Genomic DNA, 22,779 nt, shown 5'->3' on the forward strand with positions numbered 1-22,779 from the left:
GTAGAGAAACTGCAAGAAAAAGGAAAAGTGGTTGCAATGGCAGGTGATGGTATTAATGATGCACCAGCATTGGCAAAAAGTGATGTAGGTATTGCGATGGGTACAGGAACAGATGTAGCGATAGAAAGTGCAATGATTACCTTGGTAAAAGGTGATTTACACGGAATAGTAAAGGCTAAAAATTTAAGTCATTCCGTAATGAAGAATATAAAGCAGAATCTATTTTTCGCACTTATTTACAACACATTAGGAGTACCTATTGCAGCAGGTGTTTTATTTCCTTTTTTAGGAATATTACTCTCACCAATGATAGCAGCGTTAGCAATGAGTTTTAGCTCTGTTTCAGTAATAGTAAACGCATTACGATTAAGAAATATTAAAATATAACACTATGAAAAAATATATAATTTACTTCGGAATATTGTTAGTTGGGTTGTTGTTAGGATGGTTGATTTTTGGTGATTCATCAAAAAAAGAAGCAGAACATAATCACAATGAAGTTTCAGAAACCAATCAAATGTGGACGTGTTCAATGCATCCACAAATTATGCAACCAGAACCAGGCGATTGTCCTATTTGTGGTATGGATTTAATTCCTGCCGAAAGTGGAAGTGATGGCCTATTAGCAGACCAATTCAAATTAACCAAAAATGCTATGGCTTTAGCCAATATCCAAACAACCATAATCGGTAATGGAAATGTTGATGGCAACACAATTAAATTATCTGGTAAAATTGCTGAAAATGAAGAAGCTAATGCAGTACAAGTAAGCTATTTTTCGGGTAGAATAGAACGTTTGAATGTCAGTTTTACAGGAGAAGATGTCCGTAAAGGTCAATTATTAGCAACCATTTATTCGCCAGAATTGTATGCAGCACAACAAGAGTTAATTACAGCATCATCTTTAAAGGAATCGCAACCTACATTGTACAAGGCGGTTCGCAATAAATTGAAGTTGTGGAAGCTATCTGAAAATCAAATCAATCAAATAGAAGAAACTGGAAAAGTAAAAGAAAACTTTCCAGTTTATGCAACCGTTTCAGGAACAGTTACCGAAAAATTAGTAGAACAAGGCGATTACATTAAACAAGGTCAACAATTACTTAAAATTGCAAATCTCAATACGGTTTGGGCAAACTTTGATGTCTATGAAAATCAAATCGATTTTTTTAAAAAGGGACAAGAAGTTTTAGTGACTACAAACGCTTATGCTAATAAGGAATTTAAAGGGAAAGTAGATTTCATTGAACCAATATTAAATACCAAAACAAGAACGGTAACCTTACGTGTGGTGCTTAATAATAAAAACGATGTATTTAAACCAGGAATGTTTGTAACCGCCAATATTGAACGAGTTTCAAGAAGTAATGATGAGGTATTAACAATCCCAGCATCTGCTGTACTTTGGACAGGTGAACGTTCTGTTGTCTATTTAAAAACCAATCCAGACCAAACCGTTTTTGAAATGCGTGAAGTTGTTTTAGGTAATCAAATTGGTAATGAATATGAAGTTTTAGAAGGATTATTTGTTGGAAATGAAATCGTAACTAACGGAACTTTTACGGTTGATGCAGCAGCTCAATTAAAAGGTAAAAAATCAATGATGAATAAAGATGGTGGCAAAGTAATGACTGGTCACGAAGGACATTTAGGAATGGATAATAATGCATCAAAAAAAGAAAGTGACCATGCTAATATGAACGAAAGATTGACAGGATCAGAGAAATTTCAAGAACAATTAAAAGTTGTTTACAATGACTATATCAAATTAAAAGATGCTTTAGTTAAAGAAGATTCAAAAAATACTTCAGATAATGCAACAAGTTTATTAAACAATTTAAGTAAAGTGGATATGAAATTATTAACAGACAATAATGCTCATACACATTGGATGTCATTAGTCAAAGAAATACAATCTTCTGCAACATTTATTTCTAAAACGTCAGATATAAAAGAACAAAGAGACCATTTCAAGCATCTATCATCACACTTAATAAATGCTGTTCAACTGTTTGGAGTTAAGGAAAAAGTGTATGTAGAGTTTTGTCCAATGGCAGATAATAACAATGGTGCTTATTGGTTGAGCAAAGTAGAAAAAGTAATCAATCCATATTTTGGTGAAGCAATGCTAACCTGTGGAGAAGTAAAACAAGTAATAGAATAATAAATCAAGTAATAACAATTAAATTTTAAAACAATGAAGAAAGTAATTTTAAGTTTAGCTGTAATAGCAGCATTAGGTTTAACAAGTTGTAAAAACGAAACTAAAAAAGTTGAAGAAACTACAACAACAGAAGTATCAAAAGAAATCGGAATGACAGATTTATCTTTTGGAGTAAGAGGAAATTGTGGTATGTGTAAAAGTACCATTGAAAAAGCGGCAAATGGTGTAGATGGTGTTGCAAGTGCTAATTGGGATGTCGATAAAAAGAAAATTGATGTCTCATTTGATGATGCCAAAACAGATGCAATGTCAATTCATAAGGCAATAGCAGCTTCAGGTTACGATACCGAAAAAGTGGCAGGAAGTGAAGGAGCCTATAAAGATTTACCAAGTTGTTGTCAATACGATCACGAAATGACGATGAATCAAAAATAAAGAAGTAAAATTGTGTATACTGTCCCTTATGTTGTCCCTGTAAAAACAAAAAACCCCGTAAACATTGAAGTTTCGGGATTTTTTCGTGGTACCTCCAGGAATCGAACCAGGGACACAAGGATTTTCAGTCCTTTGCTCTACCAACTGAGCTAAGGTACCTCGCCAAAGCGGTTGCAAATATATATTCAATTTTGTTATTCGCCAAGAGAAAATTGTAAAAAATTGAATATTTTGCTTGAAAATTTTAATATGAACAGATAACTTATTTCTAATTAATAATATAGATAAACTTGGACTGGTTATTGTGTGTCATTTTGTAAATTTAAGTTTTTTAGAGATATGAATTTAATAATTGATGTTGGAAATTCTTATGTAAAACTTGCTGTTTTTAAAGGCATAGATATAGAATATAAGACAACCGTAGAACTGAATAGGATTTTAAAAGAACTTCAGGCTATTAAAAAGGAGTTTAAGCTAATTGAGCACGCGATAATTTCATCGGTAGGAAAACTTAAAAAAAGCGATTTAAGTGCTATTTCAAAATATTTTGATATAATTATTTTAGATGCTAATATAAAGGTTCCATTTAAAAACTTATATAAAACGCCAAAAACGCTAGGTGTTGATAGAATTGCATTGGTTTGCGCTTCAAGGATAAACTACTCAAATAATAATGTTTTAATTATTGATGCTGGCACCTGTATTACATACGATTTTATAAATAATAAGAATGAATATTTGGGTGGAGCTATTTCTCCTGGAATACGAGTACGCTATAAATCGTTAAATAATTTAACTGCGAATTTACCGTTATTAGAAACGGAAATGCCTAAAAATATTGTTGGAGAGTCTACAGAGGAGTCTATACATTCTGGCGTTATTCATGGCGTTTTGAATGAAATTGATGGGGTTATTGAATCTTATAAAATGAATTATTTAGATTTAACAGTAATTTTAACAGGTGGCGATGGTAAATTCTTGTCTAAACAATTAAAAAGTAGCATATTTGCCAATCCTAATTTTCTTTTAGAGGGATTGAACTTTATTTTACAATATAACTCAAACTAATGATTAAAAAACTTGTACTAGTTTTTATTGCAGTAACCGCTATTAATAGTTACGCACAACAAGGAACAACATCACCTTATTCTTTTTATGGTATTGGAAGTTTAAAATTTAAAGGGACTGTTGAAAATAGAAGTATGGGAGGTTTGAGTATATATACCGATAGTATTCATGTGAATTTGAGAAATCCAGCATCTTACGCAGGTGAAAACTTAGAAATGTGGGGAGGCGAAAGCAGGCCCGTAAAGTTTGCTGTTGGAGGGAGTTATTCTAGTACGAATTTAGAAAGCGATAAAGGCAGTGATAAGGCCTCTTCTTCAACCTTTGACTATTTAGCACTAAATATTCCAGTTGGAAAGTTTGGTTTTGGCTTTGGTTTATTGCCATATACAGCTGTTGGTTATAAACTAGAATCGTTAAATGCTAGTGAAGATCCTGCATATAAATTTGAAGGAGAAGGGGGTTTAAATAAAGCTTTTTTAGGTTTTGGCTATCTTTTGGCTAAAGGATTATCAGTTGGAGTAGATATACAATATAATTTTGGAAATGTTCAAAATAGTATCATTGCTTACCAATATTCTGATGGCTTACCTACACAATATCAGTCTCTTGAAAAAAATAGATCGGATTTAAGTGGGTTAAATTTAAATTTTGGAGTATCTTATAAAACCATGTTAAACCAGAAATTAGAATTAGTTTCTAGTTTGGCTTATAGGCCTGAAAGTAATTTAACATCGAAGAACGAAAGATCGTTATCTACGGTAACAATAAATAGTTCAGGTCAAGTGTTTGAAAGAAATACTATAGAAGCAGATTTGGCTGCTTCGAATTTAGATGAGACAGATTTAATCTTACCTTCGAGGCTGTCATTTGGTGCAGGTATAGGTGAACCTAGAAAGTGGTTCGTTGGAGCAGAAACCACCTTTTTAAAGTCTGGTGATTTTTCGTCTGAATTATCGAGCAACAACACAGCCTATGAGGATGCCTACTCGTTGTCTATTGGAGGATTTTATATCCCGCAGTATAGTTCTTTTTCAAGTTATTGGAAACGGGTTGTATATCGTGCAGGATTTAGAACTGAAGAAACTGGGTTAAACATTAATAACGAATCAATTAAAGAGTTTGGCATATCTTTTGGTATAGGTATACCAGTTGGAGATGCAAGATTACTGTCAAACGCAAATTTAGGCTTCGAAATTGGACAACGAGGTACAAAAAACAGTAATTTAATACAAGAGAATTTTATTAATTTCCAATTAAGTTTATCTTTGAACGATAGATGGTTTAATAAAAGGAAGTATGACTAAACAGGACAAAATTAAAATCATGAAAACAAAAATTACATTATTACTAGCTTTTTTATTTTTTGGGTTGAACTTAGGTTTTGCGCAACAAGATGAAGAATGTATGACGAAGCTTTCGATATTCCATGAATATACTAAAGCGAAAAACTTCGATGCTGCTTATGAGCCTTGGATGGCGGTAAGAAATAAGTGTCCTAAGTTTAATAACGCAATATATGTTGATGGTGAAAAAATTCTAGAACATAAGATTGATAATGCAACTGGTGCGGAAAAGGTGGCTTTTATTAATGACCTTATTAAATTATGGGAACAAAGAGCAGAACATTTTGCAAACAAAACACCAAAAGGTGAATACGCTGCACAATCTTGTCAATTAATGTATGACAATAGAAAAGAGTTAGGGAAATCAGATCAAGAATTATACGATTGTTTTGATGCTGCTTATAAGTTAGATAAAGAAACATTTTCAAATCCTAAAAGCTTATATACCTATTTTTCTTTAATGGTTGATTTGTATGATGCCGGTAAAAAACCTGCTGCAGATTTATTTAATAAATATGATGATGTCGTTGAAAAGGTTGAAGATGAAGTAAAGAGTTTTTCTGGAAAGTTAAATAAGCTTATTGAAAAAGAAGAAGCTGGTACAGCTTTAACTAGTAAGGAAGGTAAATACAAAAAGTATTATGAAAGCTATTTAAAGGCTTACGATCAAATTTCTGGAAGTATAGATGGAAAGCTAGGTGATAGAGCAAATTGCCAAAACCTAATTCCATTATATAAGAAAGATTTTGAGGCAAATAAAGGCAATGCAGTTTGGTTACAAAGAGCAGCTGGAAAAATGTCTGAAAAAGAATGTACAGATGATCCATTATTCTTTGAATTAGTAAACGCTTATCATAATTTAAGTCCTTCGGCTAATTCAGCTTATTACTTAGGTCTTTTAAAAGATAAAGATGGAGATACAAATGGTGCCATATCATTTTTTGAGCAAGCCATTGGTTTAGAAACAGATGATTTCAAGAAATCTAAACTATATTATAAAATTGCTACGAAACTTAAAGCTAGAGGAAGCTTTGGAAAGGCAAGAAACTATTACAGACAAGCTTTAAAGTTAAATCCATCAAATGGAAGACCTTATATAGCTATAGCATCTATGTACGCTTCAAGTGCTAATAACTGTGGCGATACTAATTTTGATAAAAGAGCAGTGTATTGGTTAGCGGCAGACGAGGCTAGAAAAGCGGCTCGTGTTGACCCAACATTAAGTAAAGCAGCTGGACAATCAATTGCTAACTATATGGCTAAAGCACCTCAAAAAGCTGAAATCTTTAGTTCGGGAAGAGCTGGACAAACTATTAAAATTAATTGTTGGATTGGAGCTTCTGTTACAGTGCCAAATATTTAATGAAAAAAAGAGTAACATATTATATATTAAACATAGTCACAATATTTATTGTGACTATGTTTTTTTCATGTAATGATAGTTTTAAACAAGTACAAAAAATAGGTATTTCTGAAAACGAACCAATAGGTGTAGATTATAATATTAATGTGAAGTATACGGATTCTGGTAGGGTTTCTGCAAACCTTATTAGTTCAAAAATGTTAGACTATTCCAACAGAGATTTTCCATTTCATCAGTTTACAGATGGTGTAACGCTTTATGTATATGATAAGCAAAATAAAAAAAGTACCGTAGTGGCAGAAAATGCCTTTGTATACGCGAATACAGATTTAATTGATATGCAGGATAATGTGGTGATTACTACGCATGATAATAGAGTACTAAAAACGGATCAATTGTTTTATGATCAAAAAAAAGAATGGTTGTACACGAATAAACCCGTAAGTTTCAAAACCGATCAAGATCTCATAAATGGCAATGGTTTTGATTCCAATGCCGATTTTTCAAATGCCGAAGTATTAGAAGTAACTGGAATTATTACTTTGGAAGATTAGTTTTATCAAATTAATCGAATTTACCTTTCTCAATTTTAAGTATCTTTACGCTTTAAATTTTAAATGATGAAATATTCTAAGATTTTTCAGTACGCTTACCTGGTTTTTGCGGTATTATTTATTTATGATGGCATAACTAAATGGGGTAACGGTACTAATGGTGCTTACATTTCTTTAGGATTAGCTGCATTGGCTATTTTTATGTACTTTTTTAGAAGACGCTTTAGTGATAAATTTGAGAAAAGAGACAATTCTAAATAAATGAGCATTTATGTTATCATTATAATTGTATCACTAATCCTTTCTGCGTTTTTTTCAGGGATGGAGATCGCTTACGTGTCTTCAAATAAAATTCATATTGAAATTGAGAAAAAACAGGATGGTATTCTTGCTAAAGCTCTAACAAAACTAACTGCGAAACCCTCTAAATTTATAACTACCATGCTTATTGGAAACAATATTGCACTAGTTATTTATGGGTTTTTTATGGGCGATTTGTTAGTGGGTTGGTTTCAGTCTTTACTGCCAACAAGTTATGGCTTACTAGATTATATGTTAACCGATTTGAGTTTGTTAACACAAACTATCATTTCAACATTTATTATTTTAATTACCGCCGAGTTTTTGCCGAAAGTTTTTTTTCAGATTTATGCAAATACTTTAATTAAAGCATTGGCAATACCTGCCTATATTTTTTATATCGGATTTTCATTGGTATCAGAATTTGTGATTTGGATTTCAGATTTTGTGTTGAAAGTGCTTTTTAAAACGGATGGAGATCAGATTCAATTAGCTTTTACAAAAGTGGAGTTAGGTAATTACATAAGCGAACAAATGGAGTCGGTTGAAGAAAAAGATGATGTAGATAGCGAAATTCAAATTTTTCAAAATGCACTTGAATTTTCAGAAGTAAAAGCTCGAGAAGTAATGATTCCAAGAACTGAAATTATTGCTGTAGAAATTTCAGACTCTGTAAAATCGCTAAATACCTTATTTACAGAAACAGGAAGAACTAAAATATTGGTTTATAAAGATACTGTTGATGATATTGTAGGATACGTTCACTCTTTTGAGTTGTTTAAAAAACGTAAAACCATAAAGTCTATGTTAACACCAGTAGAGTTTGTGCCAGAAACTGTGTTAATTAAGGATGTGTTGAGTGTACTCACTAAAAAGCGCAGAAGTATTGCAGTAGTTCTAGATGAATACGGTGGTACTTCTGGGATAATGACCGTTGAAGATATTGTTGAGGAGTTATTTGGAGAAATTGAAGATGAACACGATTCGGTTGATTTGATAGAAGAAACATTAGAAGCTAATAATTATAAATTTTCGGCGCGTTTAGAAGTGGATTACATAAATGAAACTTATAAGATAAATTTGCCTGAAAGTGAAAATTATGAGACACTTGGGGGGCTTGTAGTGAATCATACTGAAGAAATTCCTGCACAGAATGATGTTGTAATTATAGATAACTTTCAATTTACAATTTTAGAAGTGTCAAATACAAAAATTGATTTGGTTGAAATTAAACTACTCATAGAAGATAAATAAGTGGTTTTAATATCCGAAACATTAAATAAATTTCAGAGTTGAACTTCCAAACTATCATTAACAACTTTTTGGTTTTTTACAATTACAATAAAACAAATATCCCTTTTATTATTGAATAGAAAATGGTATTTTCGCGCACGATATTTTTTTCAGTTAGAAATTAATTGATACCAACTTAACAAGCAAATCCCTACTATCGGGCATTAAAAATTTAATTTACAAATGGCAGTTTTAAATAAAATAAGACAACGTTCACTTTTTTTGATATTAATTATCGCTTTAGCGTTATTCTCTTTCGTATTAGCAGATTTATTCAAAAACAGTGATGCGCTAACATCGAAGTCTCAAAATATTGTTGCAACCATAAACGGAAAAGAAATTTCTCGTGAAGACTTTATGTTTAAAGTAGAACAGTTACAACGTCAAATGGGACCGAATGCAACAACTACCCAAGTGATGAATAGAGTATGGGAACAGGAAGTGAGACAAGCCGTTATGGAAACTCAATTCGAAGAGTTGGAAATTTCTGTTGAAAAGGACCAAATGAGAGATTTACTTAAAACGTCTTTAGCAACAAACCCTAATTTTTTAAATGAAGCAGGTGTATTCGATGAAAATAAAATGAATGAATACATCGCTAATTTAAAAGAAACATCACCTGCAGGATTTGAGAGTTGGATTAATTATGAAAATCAATTAGCATCAAATGCCTTAAATCAAAACTATTTCAATATGGTTAAGGCAGGATTAACAGGAACATTAGCAGAAGGAAAATTAGAGCATGAACTTGAAGGAAATAAAGTAGATATAAAATATGTTCAAATTCCTTTTTCTTCGATTCCAGATAGTATTGTTGAAGTGTCAAAATCGGAGATTGCCACATACATCAAAAAGAATAAAAAACAATTTGAAGTTGAGGCATCAAGAGATATTCGATTTGTAGAATTTAAAGAGGTAGCTTCAGTTGAAGATGAAAATGTTATAAAATCAGAATTAGAAACATATATCAACGGAAGATTGGTTGACGAAAGAGGTAGAAAAGATACTATAGTTGCTTTTTCAAAGGTAAAAGATAATGAAGCTTATATTAATTCAATTGCCGCTTCAGATATTAAGTTTGATGAGCGTTTTGTATTTAAATCGAGTTTACCGACAGAATTTGCGGATGCTATTTATAATTTAAATGAAGGTGAAGTTTATGGACCTTATAAGCACGACGGAAGTTTTAAAGTAACAAAAGTTATTGCCGTAAAACAAATTCCAGATTCAGCTAAAGTAAGACACATTTTAATTCCTTATAAAGGCGCGCAAAGTGCTGATCCTGAGGAAACAAAAACTGAAGCGCAAGCAAAAGCAACTGCTGATAGCTTGTTAACAATTCTAAAAAGAAATCGCTCAAAATTCCCAGAGTTCGTTACGGCGTTTTCTTCTGATAAGGGAAGTGTTGAAAAGGGAGGTCGTTACGATTGGCACCCATATAACACGATGGTACCTGAATTCAATGATTTTGAATTTGAAGGTAAAACAGGTGATTTAGGAGTTGTAAAAACTGTGTTTGGTTTCCATATTATTGAAATAGAAGGTCAAAAAAATAAAACCAAAGCTATTCAGGTAGGTACTATTGCTAGAAAAATTGAACCTTCAGAAGCAACTACAGATAAAGTATTTAGAGATGCTTCTAATTTTGAAATTAAAGCAGGTGAGGGCGATTTTGAAGCACTTGCCATTGAGAAAAAATATACAGTAAGACCAGTAAATGGCATCAAAGTTTTAGATGAAAATATACCAGGAGTTGGAAATCAAAGACCAATTGTACGTTGGGCTTTTGAAGATGGCGTTGATGTAGGAGAGATTAAACGATTTAATATTCCTAATGGTTATGTAATTGCACAATTAGTTGCAAAGCACGAAAAAGGTTTAATGTCTGTTGAAGATGCAACGGCAAGAGTATTGCCAATTGTTAGAAAAGAAAAGAAGGCAAAACTTATTAAAGATAGAGTGTCTGCTACAACTTTGAATGAATTAGCAACAGCTGAAAAAACAAGTGTAAGAACTGCAAGTGGTATCAATATGAAAAACCCAACCATATCTGGGGCTGGTAGAGAACCATTAGTAGTAGGTGCCGCATTCGGTTTAAAGGAAGGTGAAACTTCTGGACTAATTGAAGGTGCAAATGGTGTATATATGGTGCAAGTTACTAAAGTTACTCCAGCAGTAGAATTAGATAATTATCAAGCTTCTGCTAATAGAGTTGAACAACAAAAGGCTAGTGCTGTAAATACAAAACTTTATAATGCATTAAAAGAAGCTGCTGAAATTGAAGACAATAGAGCAGCAAGTCAAATACAATAGTTATATTATTATAGATAAATAAAAAAAGCCTCGATTATCGAGGCTTTTTTTATACGTCTAAAATACCATATTCTTATATGGTAATATGGTAGTAAAACCTTTTTCTTTAAAATATTGTTGAGGATTGATTTTTGATGCAACCATTATAAAATCTCCACCCCAAGCTCCTAGGCTTTTTATAGCGCCATCAAAATCATGAAACATAGCTTCTTTTAAAGGTATTTGGTTAGTTAATTTTGAAATGATGGTTTCATGTTCATACATTAAGTTTTGAAAATGTTCTAACGATTTAGAATTTATCATTTCTAAAGTCATTTTGTTAATTATTTCAATGGCTTCTCTGGTATTGACTTTATTTTTATGATAGTGTTGTATCCCATCGCGACTGTTTTGTTTTTTATTTAAATGCACGAAATAAATTTGTTCCTTAAAGATTGGATTAAAGTCAATCTCAGTAATTACCCTTTTATCTATTTGAACTTGATTAGTGCTTTTATTAAGATGAAGTTGATAAGTTATAGTATTATTGTTTTGCGCACAAGCAATGTCGTATCCACTCCCGCCAAATGTTTTATCTAAAAGCTTGAATGGGTCAATATTTCCCCACTGTGCTATATTATTTATAAGCGTAGATGATGTCCCTAAGCCCCAGTTTTTTGGAAATTCTAAGTTCGTTTTAATATTAAAACCTTGTTGAGTGTTTAAAAATTCGGGATTTAAATTTTTGGTAGCGTTTAAAATTTGAGACAATCGTTTTGAAAGCGCATCTTCATTTTTTGGTTTGAATTGATTTAATTCAAATTCATTTTCAAACCAGACCTCATTATTTTCATCAAAACTTTGCCATACTAATTTAGTTTCTTCAATGGGTTTGATACTTAATGATTGTCCAAATTTTGTTGGAATAGCCAAAGCTAATGCACCATCAAGAACGACATATTCTCCAGAGAGTAGGAGCTTGCCATGACTGTAAAAGGTTTTACTTTTCACTATTCGATCTTAATTTTGTTAAAGCTTCAGTTACCGCACTATGCGTAACAGGATTGGTTTTAAAATGTTCAGTCAAAGCCAGCTTTTCGTCGTCATTGGCTTCAAACTGATTTAGAATATTCATTAAGTGCATTTTCATATGTCCCTGTTGAATGCCAGTTGTTGTTAATGAACGTAATGCCGCAAAATTTTGAGCTAAACCCGCTACGGCAACAATTTGCATCAATTCCTTAGCAGATGGTTTGTGTAATAATTCTAAAGCTAGTTTCACCAAAGGGTGAAGCCCTGTAAGTCCACCAACGGTTCCTAAAGCTAAAGGCAATTCGGTCCAAAAAGTAAAAATGCCGTTTTCTATTTTAGCATGAGTCAAGCTACTGTAACTTCCGTTTCTCGCAGCGTAAGCATGTACACCTGCTTCAACTGCCCTGAAATCGTTTCCTGTAGCCAGTACAACCGCGTCAATACCGTTCATAACTCCTTTGTTATGGGTTACCGCTCTGTATGGCTCTATTTCAGCAATATTTACAGCTTGTATAAATTTGTTAGCAAAGTCTTCACCTGAAATGGTGTCATTTTCACTTAAGTCTTCAATAGGGCAACTCACTTCTGCACGTACTAAGCAATCAGGCACGTAATTAGAAAGTATACTCATTACAATGTCTATCTGTTTTTCTTCTTTAGAAAATAAGGCAAACTGCAAAGCTTCCTGTTTAAAGGTTTTTGCAAACTGTTCTAAGCAAGAATTTATGAAATTAGCGCCCATAGCATCTAAAGTTTCGAATGATGCATGCAGCTGGTAATAGTTGTTTATGCTTGATGATTTATCCCGCAGTTCAATATCAATAATGCCGCCACCACGCTTTTTCATATTTCTTGTGATGGCTTCAGTATCATCAATTAATTTTGATTTTACTTGTGTGAAAAACTGTTTTAATTTTTCAAAATTACCTTGATAAATAAAGTGTACTTGACCAATTTTAGTGGTTGCTATGACTTTTGTCTTAAATCCACCTCTTTCTAACCAAAATTTAGCTGCTTTACTTGCAGCAGCAACAACTGAACTTTCTTCTATAGCCATTGGAATAGTATAAAGTTTGTTGTTGATTAGAAAATTAGGAGCAACACCAAGTGGTAAATAATAGTTTGTAATCGTATTTTCTATAAACTCATCGTGTAATTGTTGTAGCTTAATATTAGAATTCCAATATTGTTTTAAAATCTCTTTAGCGTCTTCAGCATCTGAAAAATAAGTATCAACTATCCAATCAATCTTTTTTGATTTTGATAATTTAGAAAAACCAGCAATCGTTTTACTCATAGTCTTACAAATTTGCAGTGCAAAGATACTACTCTTGGTATGAATATTGAATACCTAGTTAAAAACCGTATTATTAAGTGTTAATAATTAGGGTTTTTTGCATAATTTTTAGTAAACTTGACATCAATTTATGAAATAAATAGTTTTTTTGATGATACACTTCTAATTGATTAATTTTTTCAAGTTAAAAGTCAGTTTATTAGTGCAACTTAAGATTAAAAAAATAATTATTATAACTACATGAAACATATTAAATTCTCCTATTTCGTTTGCATTTTCATTACAACATTTTTATCGGCACAAACAAAAGAAATTACTTTAGAAGACATTTGGAAAGATGGCACTTTTAGAACTGAACGTATGGATGTATTGCATTCGATGCAAAACGGTCAGCAATATTCAGTTTTAAATTTTGATAGAGATAGTAGAAGTACCTCGATAGATATTTATGATTACAAAACTTTGAAAAAGGTAAAGACCTTGGTAAGTTCTGAAAATCTTGAAGACATTCCATATTTTACAGATTATACGTTTAGTAATAATGAACAAAAAGTAATTTTAGCTACGAATGAAAAAGCTATTTACCGACGATCAGCACTTGGAAATTACTATGTTTATAATGTAAAGGATGCATCTTTAGATTTAATATCAGAAGATAAAATTCAAGAACCTACATTTTCGCCCGATGGTAATAAAGTGGCCTTTGCTAAAGACAATAATCTTTATGTCAAAAATCTAGAAAGTGGAGCAATTACTCAAATAACTACTGACGGTGAAAAAAATAAAGTTATAAACGGTATCACAGACTGGGTTTATGAGGAAGAATTTAGTTTTGTACGCGCTTTCGATTGGAATGCCGATAGTAACAAGATTGCATTTATTCGTTTTGATGAAACTCAGGTTCCTGAGTTTTCTATGGATGTTTATGGTACTGAACTTTATCAAACGCAACACGTTTTTAAATACCCAAAGGCGGGTGAAGCTAACGCTTTAGTTTCATTACATATTTTCGATTTAACCTCTAAAAATACCGAAGAAGTTAAGTTGGATAAAGCTTATGAGGATTTCTATATTCCTAGAATAAAATGGACAAATAGCCCCGATGTTTTAAGTGCACAATACATGAATAGGCACCAAAATGAATTGGACTTATGGATGATTAATGCAAAAACTAACAATTCAAAATTAGTGTTAGCGGAAACAGATAAAGCTTATGTTGACGTTACAGATAACTTAACTTTTTTAAAGGACAATAGTTTTATTTGGACGAGTGAAAAAGACGGTTTCAATCACATTTATCATTATGATAAAAATGGAAACTTAATCAATCAGTTAACAAAAGGAAATTGGGAAGTAACCAATTACTATGGTTATGATGAAAAGAATAATACAATCTTTTATCAATCTGTTGAAAATGGCTCGATAAATAGAGATGTTTATTCAATAAGCCTTAACGGAAGAAATAAGAAGCGCCTAACTAAAAGTGATGGTACAAATAGCGCATCCTTTAGTGCCGATTTTTCATTTTTTATTAATACTTTCTCTAGTGCTACAACACCACCTGAGTATACTCTGAACAGTTCGGTATCGGGTAATTTAATCAAAAGCATTAAGGATAACGATAAATTAGCTCAAACACTTTCTGAATATAAAACATCTAAAAAAGAATTCAGTACCATTCAAATTAATGGGAACGATTTAAATATGTGGATGATAAAACCTGCAGATTTTGATGCTTCTAAAACATATCCTTTATTAATGTATCAATACTCAGGTCCTGGTTCTCAGCAAGTGGCTAATAGATGGAACGGTGCTAACGATTATTGGTATCAGCATTTAGCACAACAAGGCTATATTATTGCTTGTATTGATGGTAGAGGCACTGGTTTTAAAGGAGCCGATTTTAAAAAGGTTACACAGAATGAATTAGGTAAGTATGAGATTGAAGATCAAATTGCGGCTGCAAAGCAATTAGGCGAATTAGAATATATTGACGCTGACAGAATTGGTATTTGGGGTTGGAGTTATGGTGGTTTTATGAGTAGTAACTGTTTATTTAAAGGTAACGATGTTTTTAATATGGCAATTGCAGTCGCACCAGTTAGTAGCTGGAGATTTTACGATACGATCTATACAGAGCGTTACATGACCACTCCTCAAGAAAATGCCAGTGGTTATGATGAAAATTCACCAATAAACCACGTTGATAAATTAAAAGGCGAATTTCTTTTAGTGCATGGTTCTAGTGATGATAATGTGCATTTACAAAATACCATGCGCTTAGCAGAGGCTTTAATTCAAGCCGATAAGCAATTTGACTGGGCTATTTACCCAGATAAAAACCATGGTATTTATGGTGGAAACACAAGACTACACTTGTATAAAAAAATGACAAACTTTATACACGAAACGCTTGGTGATAAAATACAGAAAGAAGAAGAAACTAAAGTAAATCAAGTTAAAATTAAAGGATAAAAACTAACCAAAAATAAACATATGTCTGCGTCAGCTTTAAAACCACATCAAAAGGAATTATTTGGACAACCAATAGGATTATACATACTATTCTTAACAGAAATGTGGGAACGTTTCTCATATTATGGAATGCGAGCACTTTTGGTGCTTTACATGACCACTCAAACTATGGGCGATGATAGAGGACCTGGTTTAGGTTGGAGCAATCAAGAAGCATTAGCGCTTTATGGTTGGTATACCATGTTGGTTTATGTAATGTCTATTCCTGGAGGGATGATAGCTGATAAAATCATAGGGCAAAAACGAGCAGTGCTTTACGGTGCTATAATATTATGTTTAGGACATGGTGTTTTAGTGCTTACCGATATTTGGGCGTTTTACACGGGATTAGGACTTGTTATACTTGGTGTTGGATTGTTAAAACCTAACATTTCTACTATGGTAGGCGGGTTATATAAGCAAGGAGATATTAGGCGAGATAAAGGGTTTAGTATTTTTTACATCGGAATTAATTTAGGCTCGTTATTAGCTACTCTTACAGTAGGATTGGTAGTTGCAGAATGGGGATGGCACGCAGGATTTGGACTTGCAGGAGTTGTAATGGTTATTGGATTGCTAAACTATATTGCAGGTCAAAAATATTTAACTGAGGTCGGGAATTTCATTCCAAGTACAAATGATGAAAATGAAGTGTCTTATGGTGATTTATACTCTAAATTATTTAGTTCACCAAAACAGTTAATGTTTGCTGGAATATTATTAGTTGCATCATTAATTGGTTGGTACACCATGGGTTGGAGCTACGGATTATTATTTTTGTTTTTAACCGCAATTGCATCATTACTTATGATGATTTATAAAGAATTAGATACACAAATATTTAAAGATCGATTCTTAGTACTTCTTTTGTCATTTATTATGGTAATTATATTTTGGGGTGCTTTTGAACAAGCAGGAGGTTTAATGAATCTTTACACAGAAACCAATACGAATAGAATGTTGTTTGGATGGGAAATTCCAACGGTAATGTTTCAAAGTTTAAATGCAGGGTTTATCATTATTTTTGCCACGGGTGTTGCAAGCGTTTGGGCTAAGCGAAAGTTAAAAGGTAAAGAAGCTTCGTCATTATTTAAAATGGCATTAGGTATTATCATTATGGGATTCGGATTTCTATTTATGGTTTTCGCTGCAATGGAGTTTGATAAATCTGGAACGTCAAGTATGATTTGGTTAGTGTTAGCTTATTTATTTCATACCATTGGTGAGTTATGTATATCTCCAGTTGCATTATCATTTATTACAAAATTGGCGCCAGTTAAATATGCGTCGTTAATGATGGGGGTGTATTTTGCTGCAACAGGTTTAGGTAATAAAGTAGCAGGAATTGTAGGAGAATCGGCCTCAGAGTTTGGCGAGTTAACTATTTTCTCAGGCATTGTAATCTTCACCGTTATTATAGGTTTATTGTTTATTTTGATTTTAAAACCTTTAAAACGATTAACACATGGTGCTGAAGAAAGCGAAAGGATATTAAAAAATGAAGAAGCCGAAGGTTTCGAATTAGCTGATAATTAAAATTTAAAACCCTATTTTAGTAGGGTTTTATTCATTATAAATTTAACTAATCTTTTATGAATACGGATATTGAAAATCTTTTTAAAGACAAGGTCATTGGTCATCCTGCGGGTCTTTTTGTAATATTTTTTACTGAAATGTGGGAGCGTTTTTCATTTTACGGAATGAAAATTCTGCTAGTTCTATTTTTAACGGCTCCGTATTTAAGCGATAATCCGGGGTGGGAATGGTCAAGAGAAAATGCTTTAGCTTTAATTGGCACCTATTCTTCGTTATTATACTTAACACCAATTGTAGGAGGTTGGTTAGCGGATAAAATTACGGGTTATAAGTGGGCTGTAATTATAGGGTGTTTCATCATGATGTTAGGTCACGCGGCGATGGTTTTCGAAACCACGTGGTCCTTATATCTAGGTTTGGCGTTGTTAGTTATTGGTACTGGATTTTTTAAACCAAACATGACGTCAATGATTTCTGAAATGTACAAAGGCAAAGAATCAAAAAAGGATGGCGCTTATACCATTTATTATATGGGTGTTAACGCAGGTGCGTTTTTTGGCATGATGCTTTGCGGTTATTTGGCTGAAAATATTGGTTGGAGTTATGGATTTGGGTTAGCAGGGATATTCATGCTTGGTGGATTAGTACAATTTTGGTTAGCTAAAGATTTGTTTGGACAAATTGGTGAAAGACCTTCAAAAGTTTATGAAGTTGAATTACCACAAAATATAAATGAAGAATCACCTTCTGTGAGCATAGAGAAGCAAGAAGATGAAAAACTAAATCCGTTTACATCTATTGATAAATTATTAATTGTTTTATCTGCAATTGGAGGACTCTTGTATCTGTTTAATGATCCTATATCAAAAATAGGAAACATCAATTTATTGCCTTTTAGCTTAGGTAATTTAGATGGTTCAAGTGCCACAATTTTAATAGCTTTGGTCTTGTTCTTGTATCTAATTATTTCAAGAATGTCTAGGTATAATGCTGTAATAAGAGACAAGATTATCGCAGTTTCAATTTTTGGGATTTTCACAGTATTCTTTTTTGGAGCTTTTGAGCAGTCATTAGGTTCTATGACGCTTTTTGCTAGAGATTATACGGCCAGAGCATTAACAGGAAATTCGGCTTTAATATTTAAAATTATTGATACTGTATTAACTATAGTACCGTTGGCAATAATAACTTGGGTATTGTATTTATTATTTAAAAAAACATACTCAAAAATACCATATTCAAATATCGTGCTTGGAGCAACATTTGTTTTTTTATGGTATGTTGTTTATTATAAAATTAATAATGAGTTTAGTAAAGAAACTACAGAGGTTGGTGCTTCTTGGTTCGGTATCTTAAATTCATTCTTCATTATTACATTAGCGCCTCTATTTTCAAAATGGTGGGAAAGTAAATATAACCCCAGTGTAGCAATGAAATATGGTATTGGATTAATTCTATTAGGTTTAGGATTCGGGATATTAGTTTTTGGAACGCTAGGAATACCACAAGGAGCAAAAACTGCTTCAGTAAGTATGATTTTCTTAATATTGGCCTATTTATTCCATACCATGGGTGAATTGTGTATTTCTCCAGTAGGATTATCTTATCTCAGTAAATTGGTTCCAGGTAGAATGATTGGATTTATGTTTGGTATTTGGTATTTAGCCATTGCCATTGGTCAAAAGGCGGCAGGTACCATGGGCGGAATGATTGACAAAATAACTGAACAATACTCATTAAGTACATTTTTCTTAATATTTACGTTGGTTCCCGCTGGTGTAGGCGTGATTTCCATGTTATTAAATCCGATATTAAAAAAATTAATGCATGGTGTTCGTTAATCGAATAAATAGTTAAAAAACTATCAAAATGCTCCTAATTAGGAGCATTTTTTGTAAGTTCGGAACAACTTTTGCAACAGAGTTAGTCATGAAGAAGATTATATTATTACTACTAGCTACGGCCTTCGTAAGTTTCAATGCCATAGCTCAAAAGATAAATTGGGTATCTTTAGAAGAAGCTGTTATACGTCAGAAAAAGAATCCTAAAAAAATTATGATTGATGCTTACACCAATTGGTGCGGCCCTTGTAAAATGCTTGATAGAAACACGTTTCAAAATCAAGATGTTGCCGATTATGTGAATAAACATTATTACGCTGTAAAGTTTAATGCAGAAGGTAACGAGGTTGTGAATTTTAATGGACAAGAATTCTCAAATCCTAATTACAATCCAGATTTAGCAAACAGAAGAAATTCGCCTCACGAATTATCGCGTTATTTTCAAATTCAAGTATTCCCTACCATTGTTTTTTTAGACGAAAATTCAAATTTAATTTTCCCTTTAAAAGGTTATAAAACGCCGCAGCAAATAGAGCTTTATTTGAAAATGTTTAAACGAGATGATCATAAAACTCTAGATACCCAAGAAAAATTTAATGCTTATTATAAGGCATTTCAAAACGAATTTAAAGGGTAACCTAAAACAATAAAAATGAAAAAAATTATATTTATTTTGATTTTAATTGGATTCATGTCTGTTCAAACTTTCGCTCAGAAAAGGATAACATGGCATACCGATTTTAATGAAGCATTAGAATTAGCTTTGAATGAAGATAAAAAAGTAATGCTGTTTTTTACAGGCTCAGATTGGTGTGGTTGGTGTATTAAATTACAAAATGAAGTGTTTAAAACTCCTGACTTTGAAAAATGGTCTGACGATTTGGTGTTAGTAGAATTAGATTTTCCAAGACGTACACCTCAAGATCCTAAATTGAAAGGGCAAAATCGTCAATTACAAGCAATGTTTAAAGTAAGAGGGTATCCTTCAGTCTATTTCGTGCAACCAGAAAAAATGCCTGATGGTAAAATGAATTTGAATAATCTTGGTAAAACAGGTTATGTAAGAGGAGGAGCCGGTAAATGGCTCGAGGTTGCAGATAACATCGTCAATAAAACAATATAGAGGTTTTAATAATTTATAATAAAGGCTCCTTTTTTACTTGTTTGGTGAAAAGGGAGCTTTCTTTTTTCACATATATTTTCCCAATGGTCTATATAAGTTTTATAGTTACTTCCATCGGCAATAATTTGTTTTGGCTTTAACGAATCAATCAATCTATTTAAGTTAATTTTTGGCGATTGCCTAAGTAATATATATTCTGGATTTATAGACTTTATATTGTAAACTCCTAAACTATCAATAATTAAAAGATGCTTCTTATTAAGCTGGTAAATTGGTTTGATGCTATCTTCTAAAACTGTTTTTATATGATTGCCAACAGTGTAATCTTTTATAATTTTATTATGAGCACGAGTTATGCTATCAAAATCGTTTGCAATAACTATTTTGTTATTTGAGAGGTTCCCTAATAAACTATTTCTGCTTTTGTGAAATACAATAAATTCATTTGAAGGCTTATTGAAAGTATTAAAGAATAATGCCCCTTGAGCAATAAGTATTGCGCTTAAAAACAGCTTTAAGTTTAAATAATTTTTTTTGAAAAGTAGTCGAACAAAAGTGATAATGACTAGATAAGAAACAAGCACGTAAAGCAAGCTAAACGAAATGTCTTTAAATAAGAATGCTTCTTGTTTAGATACCCAACCAACAAAACTATTCATTAAATAAATAACATGTCCGAACACATCTGCTAAAAATTGTGGAAGCATGTTTAAAACAGCTAATAAAATGACTAGTATGCCAAAACCTAGAATAATTCCTAAACCTGGAATGATTACTAAATTCGAAATAAAAAATAAACTTGGAAACTGATGAAAGTAATATAAACTAACAGGAATAATACCAAATTGAGCTGAAATGGTTATGGTGAATGTATGCCAGAATACATTTGTGAGCCAGTATTTGGGTTTCCATATACAATAAAGCAATGGGTCAATGGTTACTATTGCAAATACGGCGAGATAACTTAATTGAAATCCAACATCAAAAATAAATAGTGGTTTAAAAAGCAAGATCACAAATATGCTTATGGCAAGCGTGTTAAATATGTTAGTTGGTCGTTTCAAGTTAATTGCGATGGCAACAATACTAAACATAGTTACGGCTCGAGTAACCGAAGCAGAAAGACCTGCAAGCAAGGCAAAACTCCATAAAATACTTAACAGTAAAATAGTTTTTATAAGTTTTCCATGTTTAAGTCGTTCTATTGGTTTTAAAATGAACCCAAGAATGATTAGTATAATACCCACATGCAATCCTGAAACAGCTAATATATGTATGGCTCCAGCATTGGTGTAGCTGGTGTAAACTTCGTCGCTAATATCTTGGCGTTGCCCCATTAAAAGTGCATTAATAATGGCAAGTTCGTCTGGATTAAAATGATAGAGTTTTAGCTTATCGTTTACATGCTGCCGAATATCATCTGCTATTCCTAAGAGTGTTTTGGTATTAGATTCAACTGGGAATAAGACATCTTCATTAATAAAGAGTTGATGATAGATGTATTTTTTCTTTAAATAATTTTTATAATCAAATTGGTGTGGATTTAAAGGATGAATTAAATTTTTGAATTCAGCTTTACTAATAAAAACATTATCAACTTTTAAAGGATTTTGCAAGCTGTCTTTCTGTATGTTTAGAAGCGTTTTGCCCGTTGTTTGTTTACCTTCTATTTCTAATATGTCAATAACATATTTATCATAAAAATTACCTGGTTTTAAAACCTCACGAACTCTAAAAGTAATGGTTTTTAAATGGTTGTTTTCGGCAGAAATTACATGAGTGTAATGATTCGAAAAGTTTTTCTGGTTATGGAAATTAGTAGTTAATACACCGATTGATATGGTTACAAAAAAAGTAATTAATCCAAACCAGATAGATTGTGTAAATTGTTTGTGAGTTATAATATAAATAACAGCTAGAAGTATCAATAAAATAGCTGTTAGTGCAATTGAAAGTTGCAGCGAAATATCAATTAAATAGCCAATAATGATGCCTATAATGAGGCAAAAAGTTAGTTTAATTATGGCGAAATTGAGTAACCTCATACCCTTGAAAGATATAAAATAATCTTATAAGATACGTCTAGCTTCATGAAAAGCGTTAAGCCAATAATTTTCATTGAGTCTAGATATGGTTACACCTTGGCTTGTAGTAGCATGAATAAATTCGATATCGTTGTTTTTTATGGCAATTATAAGACCGACATGATTGATTGAATTTCTTCGATTCTTACCTGTTTTAAAAAATAATAAATCACCAGCAGAAACATCTTTTAAAGAAATTTTCCCTCCTCTTTTTGCCATGTCTCGAGACATCCTTGGTAGGATAATATTATTAGATTTGAATGATTCATATATCAAACCAGAGCAATCCATTCCAGATTTAGTTGTGCCTCCCCATTTATAACGTGTGCCTTCAAACTGTTTTGCATATTTAATAATATCGTCCGCTTTAGTCCTATTTTCAACTGAACTAGTAACAACAGGTTGGTTACGTTCTGTTTTGCTCTTTTTCGTGATTATTTTTGTGCTTGAAGTTTTTCTGTCTTTAGCACGTTTAGAAGATTTACAACTGCCAAAACTTAAAATTAGAAGAAGACAAATTACGACTATTCTCATCTCATT

General features: G+C 32.2%; 19 protein-coding genes and 1 tRNA gene. 15 read left to right on the forward strand and 5 right to left on the reverse strand.

Features of this window, described 5'->3' with window-relative positions; translation table 11 throughout:
- From BUA46_RS12415 to BUA46_RS12425, 3 genes are all read left to right on the forward strand, one after another.
- Nucleotides 1–387: HAD-IC family P-type ATPase (locus BUA46_RS12415; RefSeq protein ID WP_143148135.1), on the forward strand; the 387-nt coding region annotated here is incomplete at its 5' end.
- 4 nt (nt 388–391) lie between these two features.
- Nucleotides 392–2,164 carry an efflux RND transporter periplasmic adaptor subunit gene (locus BUA46_RS12420; RefSeq protein ID WP_019387952.1) on the forward strand — a complete coding sequence of 591 codons (1,773 nt, stop codon included), beginning with the start codon at nt 392–394 and terminating at the stop codon, nt 2,162–2,164.
- Between the two features lie 33 nt (nt 2,165–2,197).
- On the forward strand, nt 2,198–2,599 hold the full coding sequence (locus BUA46_RS12425; protein ID WP_019387951.1) for a heavy-metal-associated domain-containing protein: 402 nt from the start codon (nt 2,198–2,200) through the stop codon (nt 2,597–2,599).
- Between the two features lie 86 nt (nt 2,600–2,685).
- Here the strand turns inward: BUA46_RS12425 and BUA46_RS12430 are convergent.
- Nucleotides 2,686–2,758 (reverse strand) — tRNA-Phe (locus BUA46_RS12430).
- 180 nt (nt 2,759–2,938) lie between these two features.
- Here BUA46_RS12430 and BUA46_RS12435 point away from each other — a divergent pair.
- From BUA46_RS12435 to BUA46_RS12465, 7 genes are all read left to right on the forward strand, one after another.
- Nucleotides 2,939–3,667 (forward strand): type III pantothenate kinase, encoded by a 729-nt coding sequence (locus BUA46_RS12435; protein ID WP_019387950.1) that lies wholly within the window; start codon nt 2,939–2,941, stop codon nt 3,665–3,667.
- A complete protein-coding gene (gene bamG / locus BUA46_RS12440) occupies nt 3,667–4,971 on the forward strand; it encodes a BamG family beta-barrel-assembly machinery protein (RefSeq protein ID WP_019387949.1) in 1,305 nt (434 codons plus the stop codon). Before BUA46_RS12435 ends, bamG begins: the two co-directional genes overlap by 1 nt.
- Nucleotides 4,972–4,990: 19 nt before the next feature.
- Nucleotides 4,991–6,373 carry a tetratricopeptide repeat protein gene (locus BUA46_RS12445; RefSeq protein WP_026010067.1) on the forward strand — a complete coding sequence of 461 codons (1,383 nt, stop codon included), beginning with the start codon at nt 4,991–4,993 and terminating at the stop codon, nt 6,371–6,373.
- Nucleotides 6,373–6,927, forward strand: a complete 555-nt coding sequence (gene lptC, locus BUA46_RS12450) for an LPS export ABC transporter periplasmic protein LptC (RefSeq protein ID WP_026010066.1) — start codon at nt 6,373–6,375, stop codon at nt 6,925–6,927. The genes BUA46_RS12445 and lptC overlap by 1 nt, the downstream gene beginning before the upstream one ends.
- 66 nt (nt 6,928–6,993) lie before the next feature.
- Nucleotides 6,994–7,188 carry a hypothetical protein gene (locus BUA46_RS12455; protein WP_019387946.1) on the forward strand — a complete coding sequence of 65 codons (195 nt, stop codon included), beginning with the start codon at nt 6,994–6,996 and terminating at the stop codon, nt 7,186–7,188.
- Nucleotides 7,189–8,481 carry a hemolysin family protein gene (locus BUA46_RS12460; RefSeq protein ID WP_019387945.1) on the forward strand — a complete coding sequence of 431 codons (1,293 nt, stop codon included), beginning with the start codon at nt 7,189–7,191 and terminating at the stop codon, nt 8,479–8,481. It abuts the gene before it with no gap.
- A gap of 222 nt (nt 8,482–8,703) precedes the next feature.
- Nucleotides 8,704–10,833, forward strand: a complete 2,130-nt coding sequence (locus BUA46_RS12465) for a peptidylprolyl isomerase (RefSeq protein ID WP_019387944.1) — start codon at nt 8,704–8,706, stop codon at nt 10,831–10,833.
- A 57-nt stretch (nt 10,834–10,890) separates the two neighbouring features.
- On the opposite strand, the gene BUA46_RS12470 is transcribed toward BUA46_RS12465, so the two are convergent.
- Together BUA46_RS12470 and BUA46_RS12475 are read right to left on the reverse strand one after the other, a co-directional pair.
- Nucleotides 10,891–11,823: a GYDIA family GHMP kinase gene (locus BUA46_RS12470; protein ID WP_019387943.1), complete on the reverse strand. Its 933-nt coding sequence runs from the start codon at nt 11,821–11,823 to the stop codon at nt 10,891–10,893.
- Nucleotides 11,813–13,141, reverse strand: a complete 1,329-nt coding sequence (locus BUA46_RS12475; protein WP_019387942.1) for a hydroxymethylglutaryl-CoA reductase, degradative — start codon at nt 13,139–13,141, stop codon at nt 11,813–11,815. Before BUA46_RS12475 ends, BUA46_RS12470 begins: the two co-directional genes overlap by 11 nt.
- 240 nt (nt 13,142–13,381) lie before the next feature.
- On the opposite strand from BUA46_RS12475, the gene BUA46_RS12480 reads away from it, so the two are divergent.
- The 5 genes from BUA46_RS12480 (at nt 13,382) to BUA46_RS12500 (ending at nt 20,155) form a co-directional block, all read left to right on the forward strand.
- Nucleotides 13,382–15,616 carry a S9 family peptidase gene (locus BUA46_RS12480; RefSeq protein WP_019387941.1) on the forward strand — a complete coding sequence of 745 codons (2,235 nt, stop codon included), beginning with the start codon at nt 13,382–13,384 and terminating at the stop codon, nt 15,614–15,616.
- 21 nt (nt 15,617–15,637) lie between these two features.
- Nucleotides 15,638–17,191 (forward strand): peptide MFS transporter, encoded by a 1,554-nt coding sequence (locus tag BUA46_RS12485; RefSeq protein ID WP_019387940.1) that lies wholly within the window; start codon nt 15,638–15,640, stop codon nt 17,189–17,191.
- Nucleotides 17,192–17,247: 56 nt separating this feature from the next.
- Nucleotides 17,248–19,032 carry a peptide MFS transporter gene (locus BUA46_RS12490; RefSeq protein WP_019387939.1) on the forward strand — a complete coding sequence of 595 codons (1,785 nt, stop codon included), beginning with the start codon at nt 17,248–17,250 and terminating at the stop codon, nt 19,030–19,032.
- An 88-nt stretch (nt 19,033–19,120) separates the two neighbouring features.
- Nucleotides 19,121–19,669, forward strand: coding sequence for a thioredoxin family protein (locus BUA46_RS12495; protein ID WP_019387938.1), 549 nt, complete (start codon nt 19,121–19,123; stop codon nt 19,667–19,669).
- A 15-nt stretch (nt 19,670–19,684) separates the two neighbouring features.
- Nucleotides 19,685–20,155, forward strand: coding sequence for a thioredoxin family protein (locus tag BUA46_RS12500; protein ID WP_019387937.1), 471 nt, complete (start codon nt 19,685–19,687; stop codon nt 20,153–20,155).
- A gap of 5 nt (nt 20,156–20,160) precedes the next feature.
- On the opposite strand, the gene BUA46_RS12505 is transcribed toward BUA46_RS12500, so the two are convergent.
- Entirely contained in the window at nt 20,161–22,200 is a 2,040-nt protein-coding gene (locus tag BUA46_RS12505) for a ComEC/Rec2 family competence protein (RefSeq protein WP_019387936.1), read from the reverse strand.
- A 24-nt stretch (nt 22,201–22,224) separates the two neighbouring features.
- Nucleotides 22,225–22,773, reverse strand: coding sequence for a C40 family peptidase (locus BUA46_RS12510; protein ID WP_019387935.1), 549 nt, complete (start codon nt 22,771–22,773; stop codon nt 22,225–22,227).
- Between the last annotated feature and the right edge of the window lie 6 nt (nt 22,774–22,779).

The organism is Algibacter luteus (assembly GCF_900141715.1).
GTDB lineage: Bacteria > Bacteroidota > Bacteroidia > Flavobacteriales > Flavobacteriaceae > Arenitalea > Arenitalea lutea.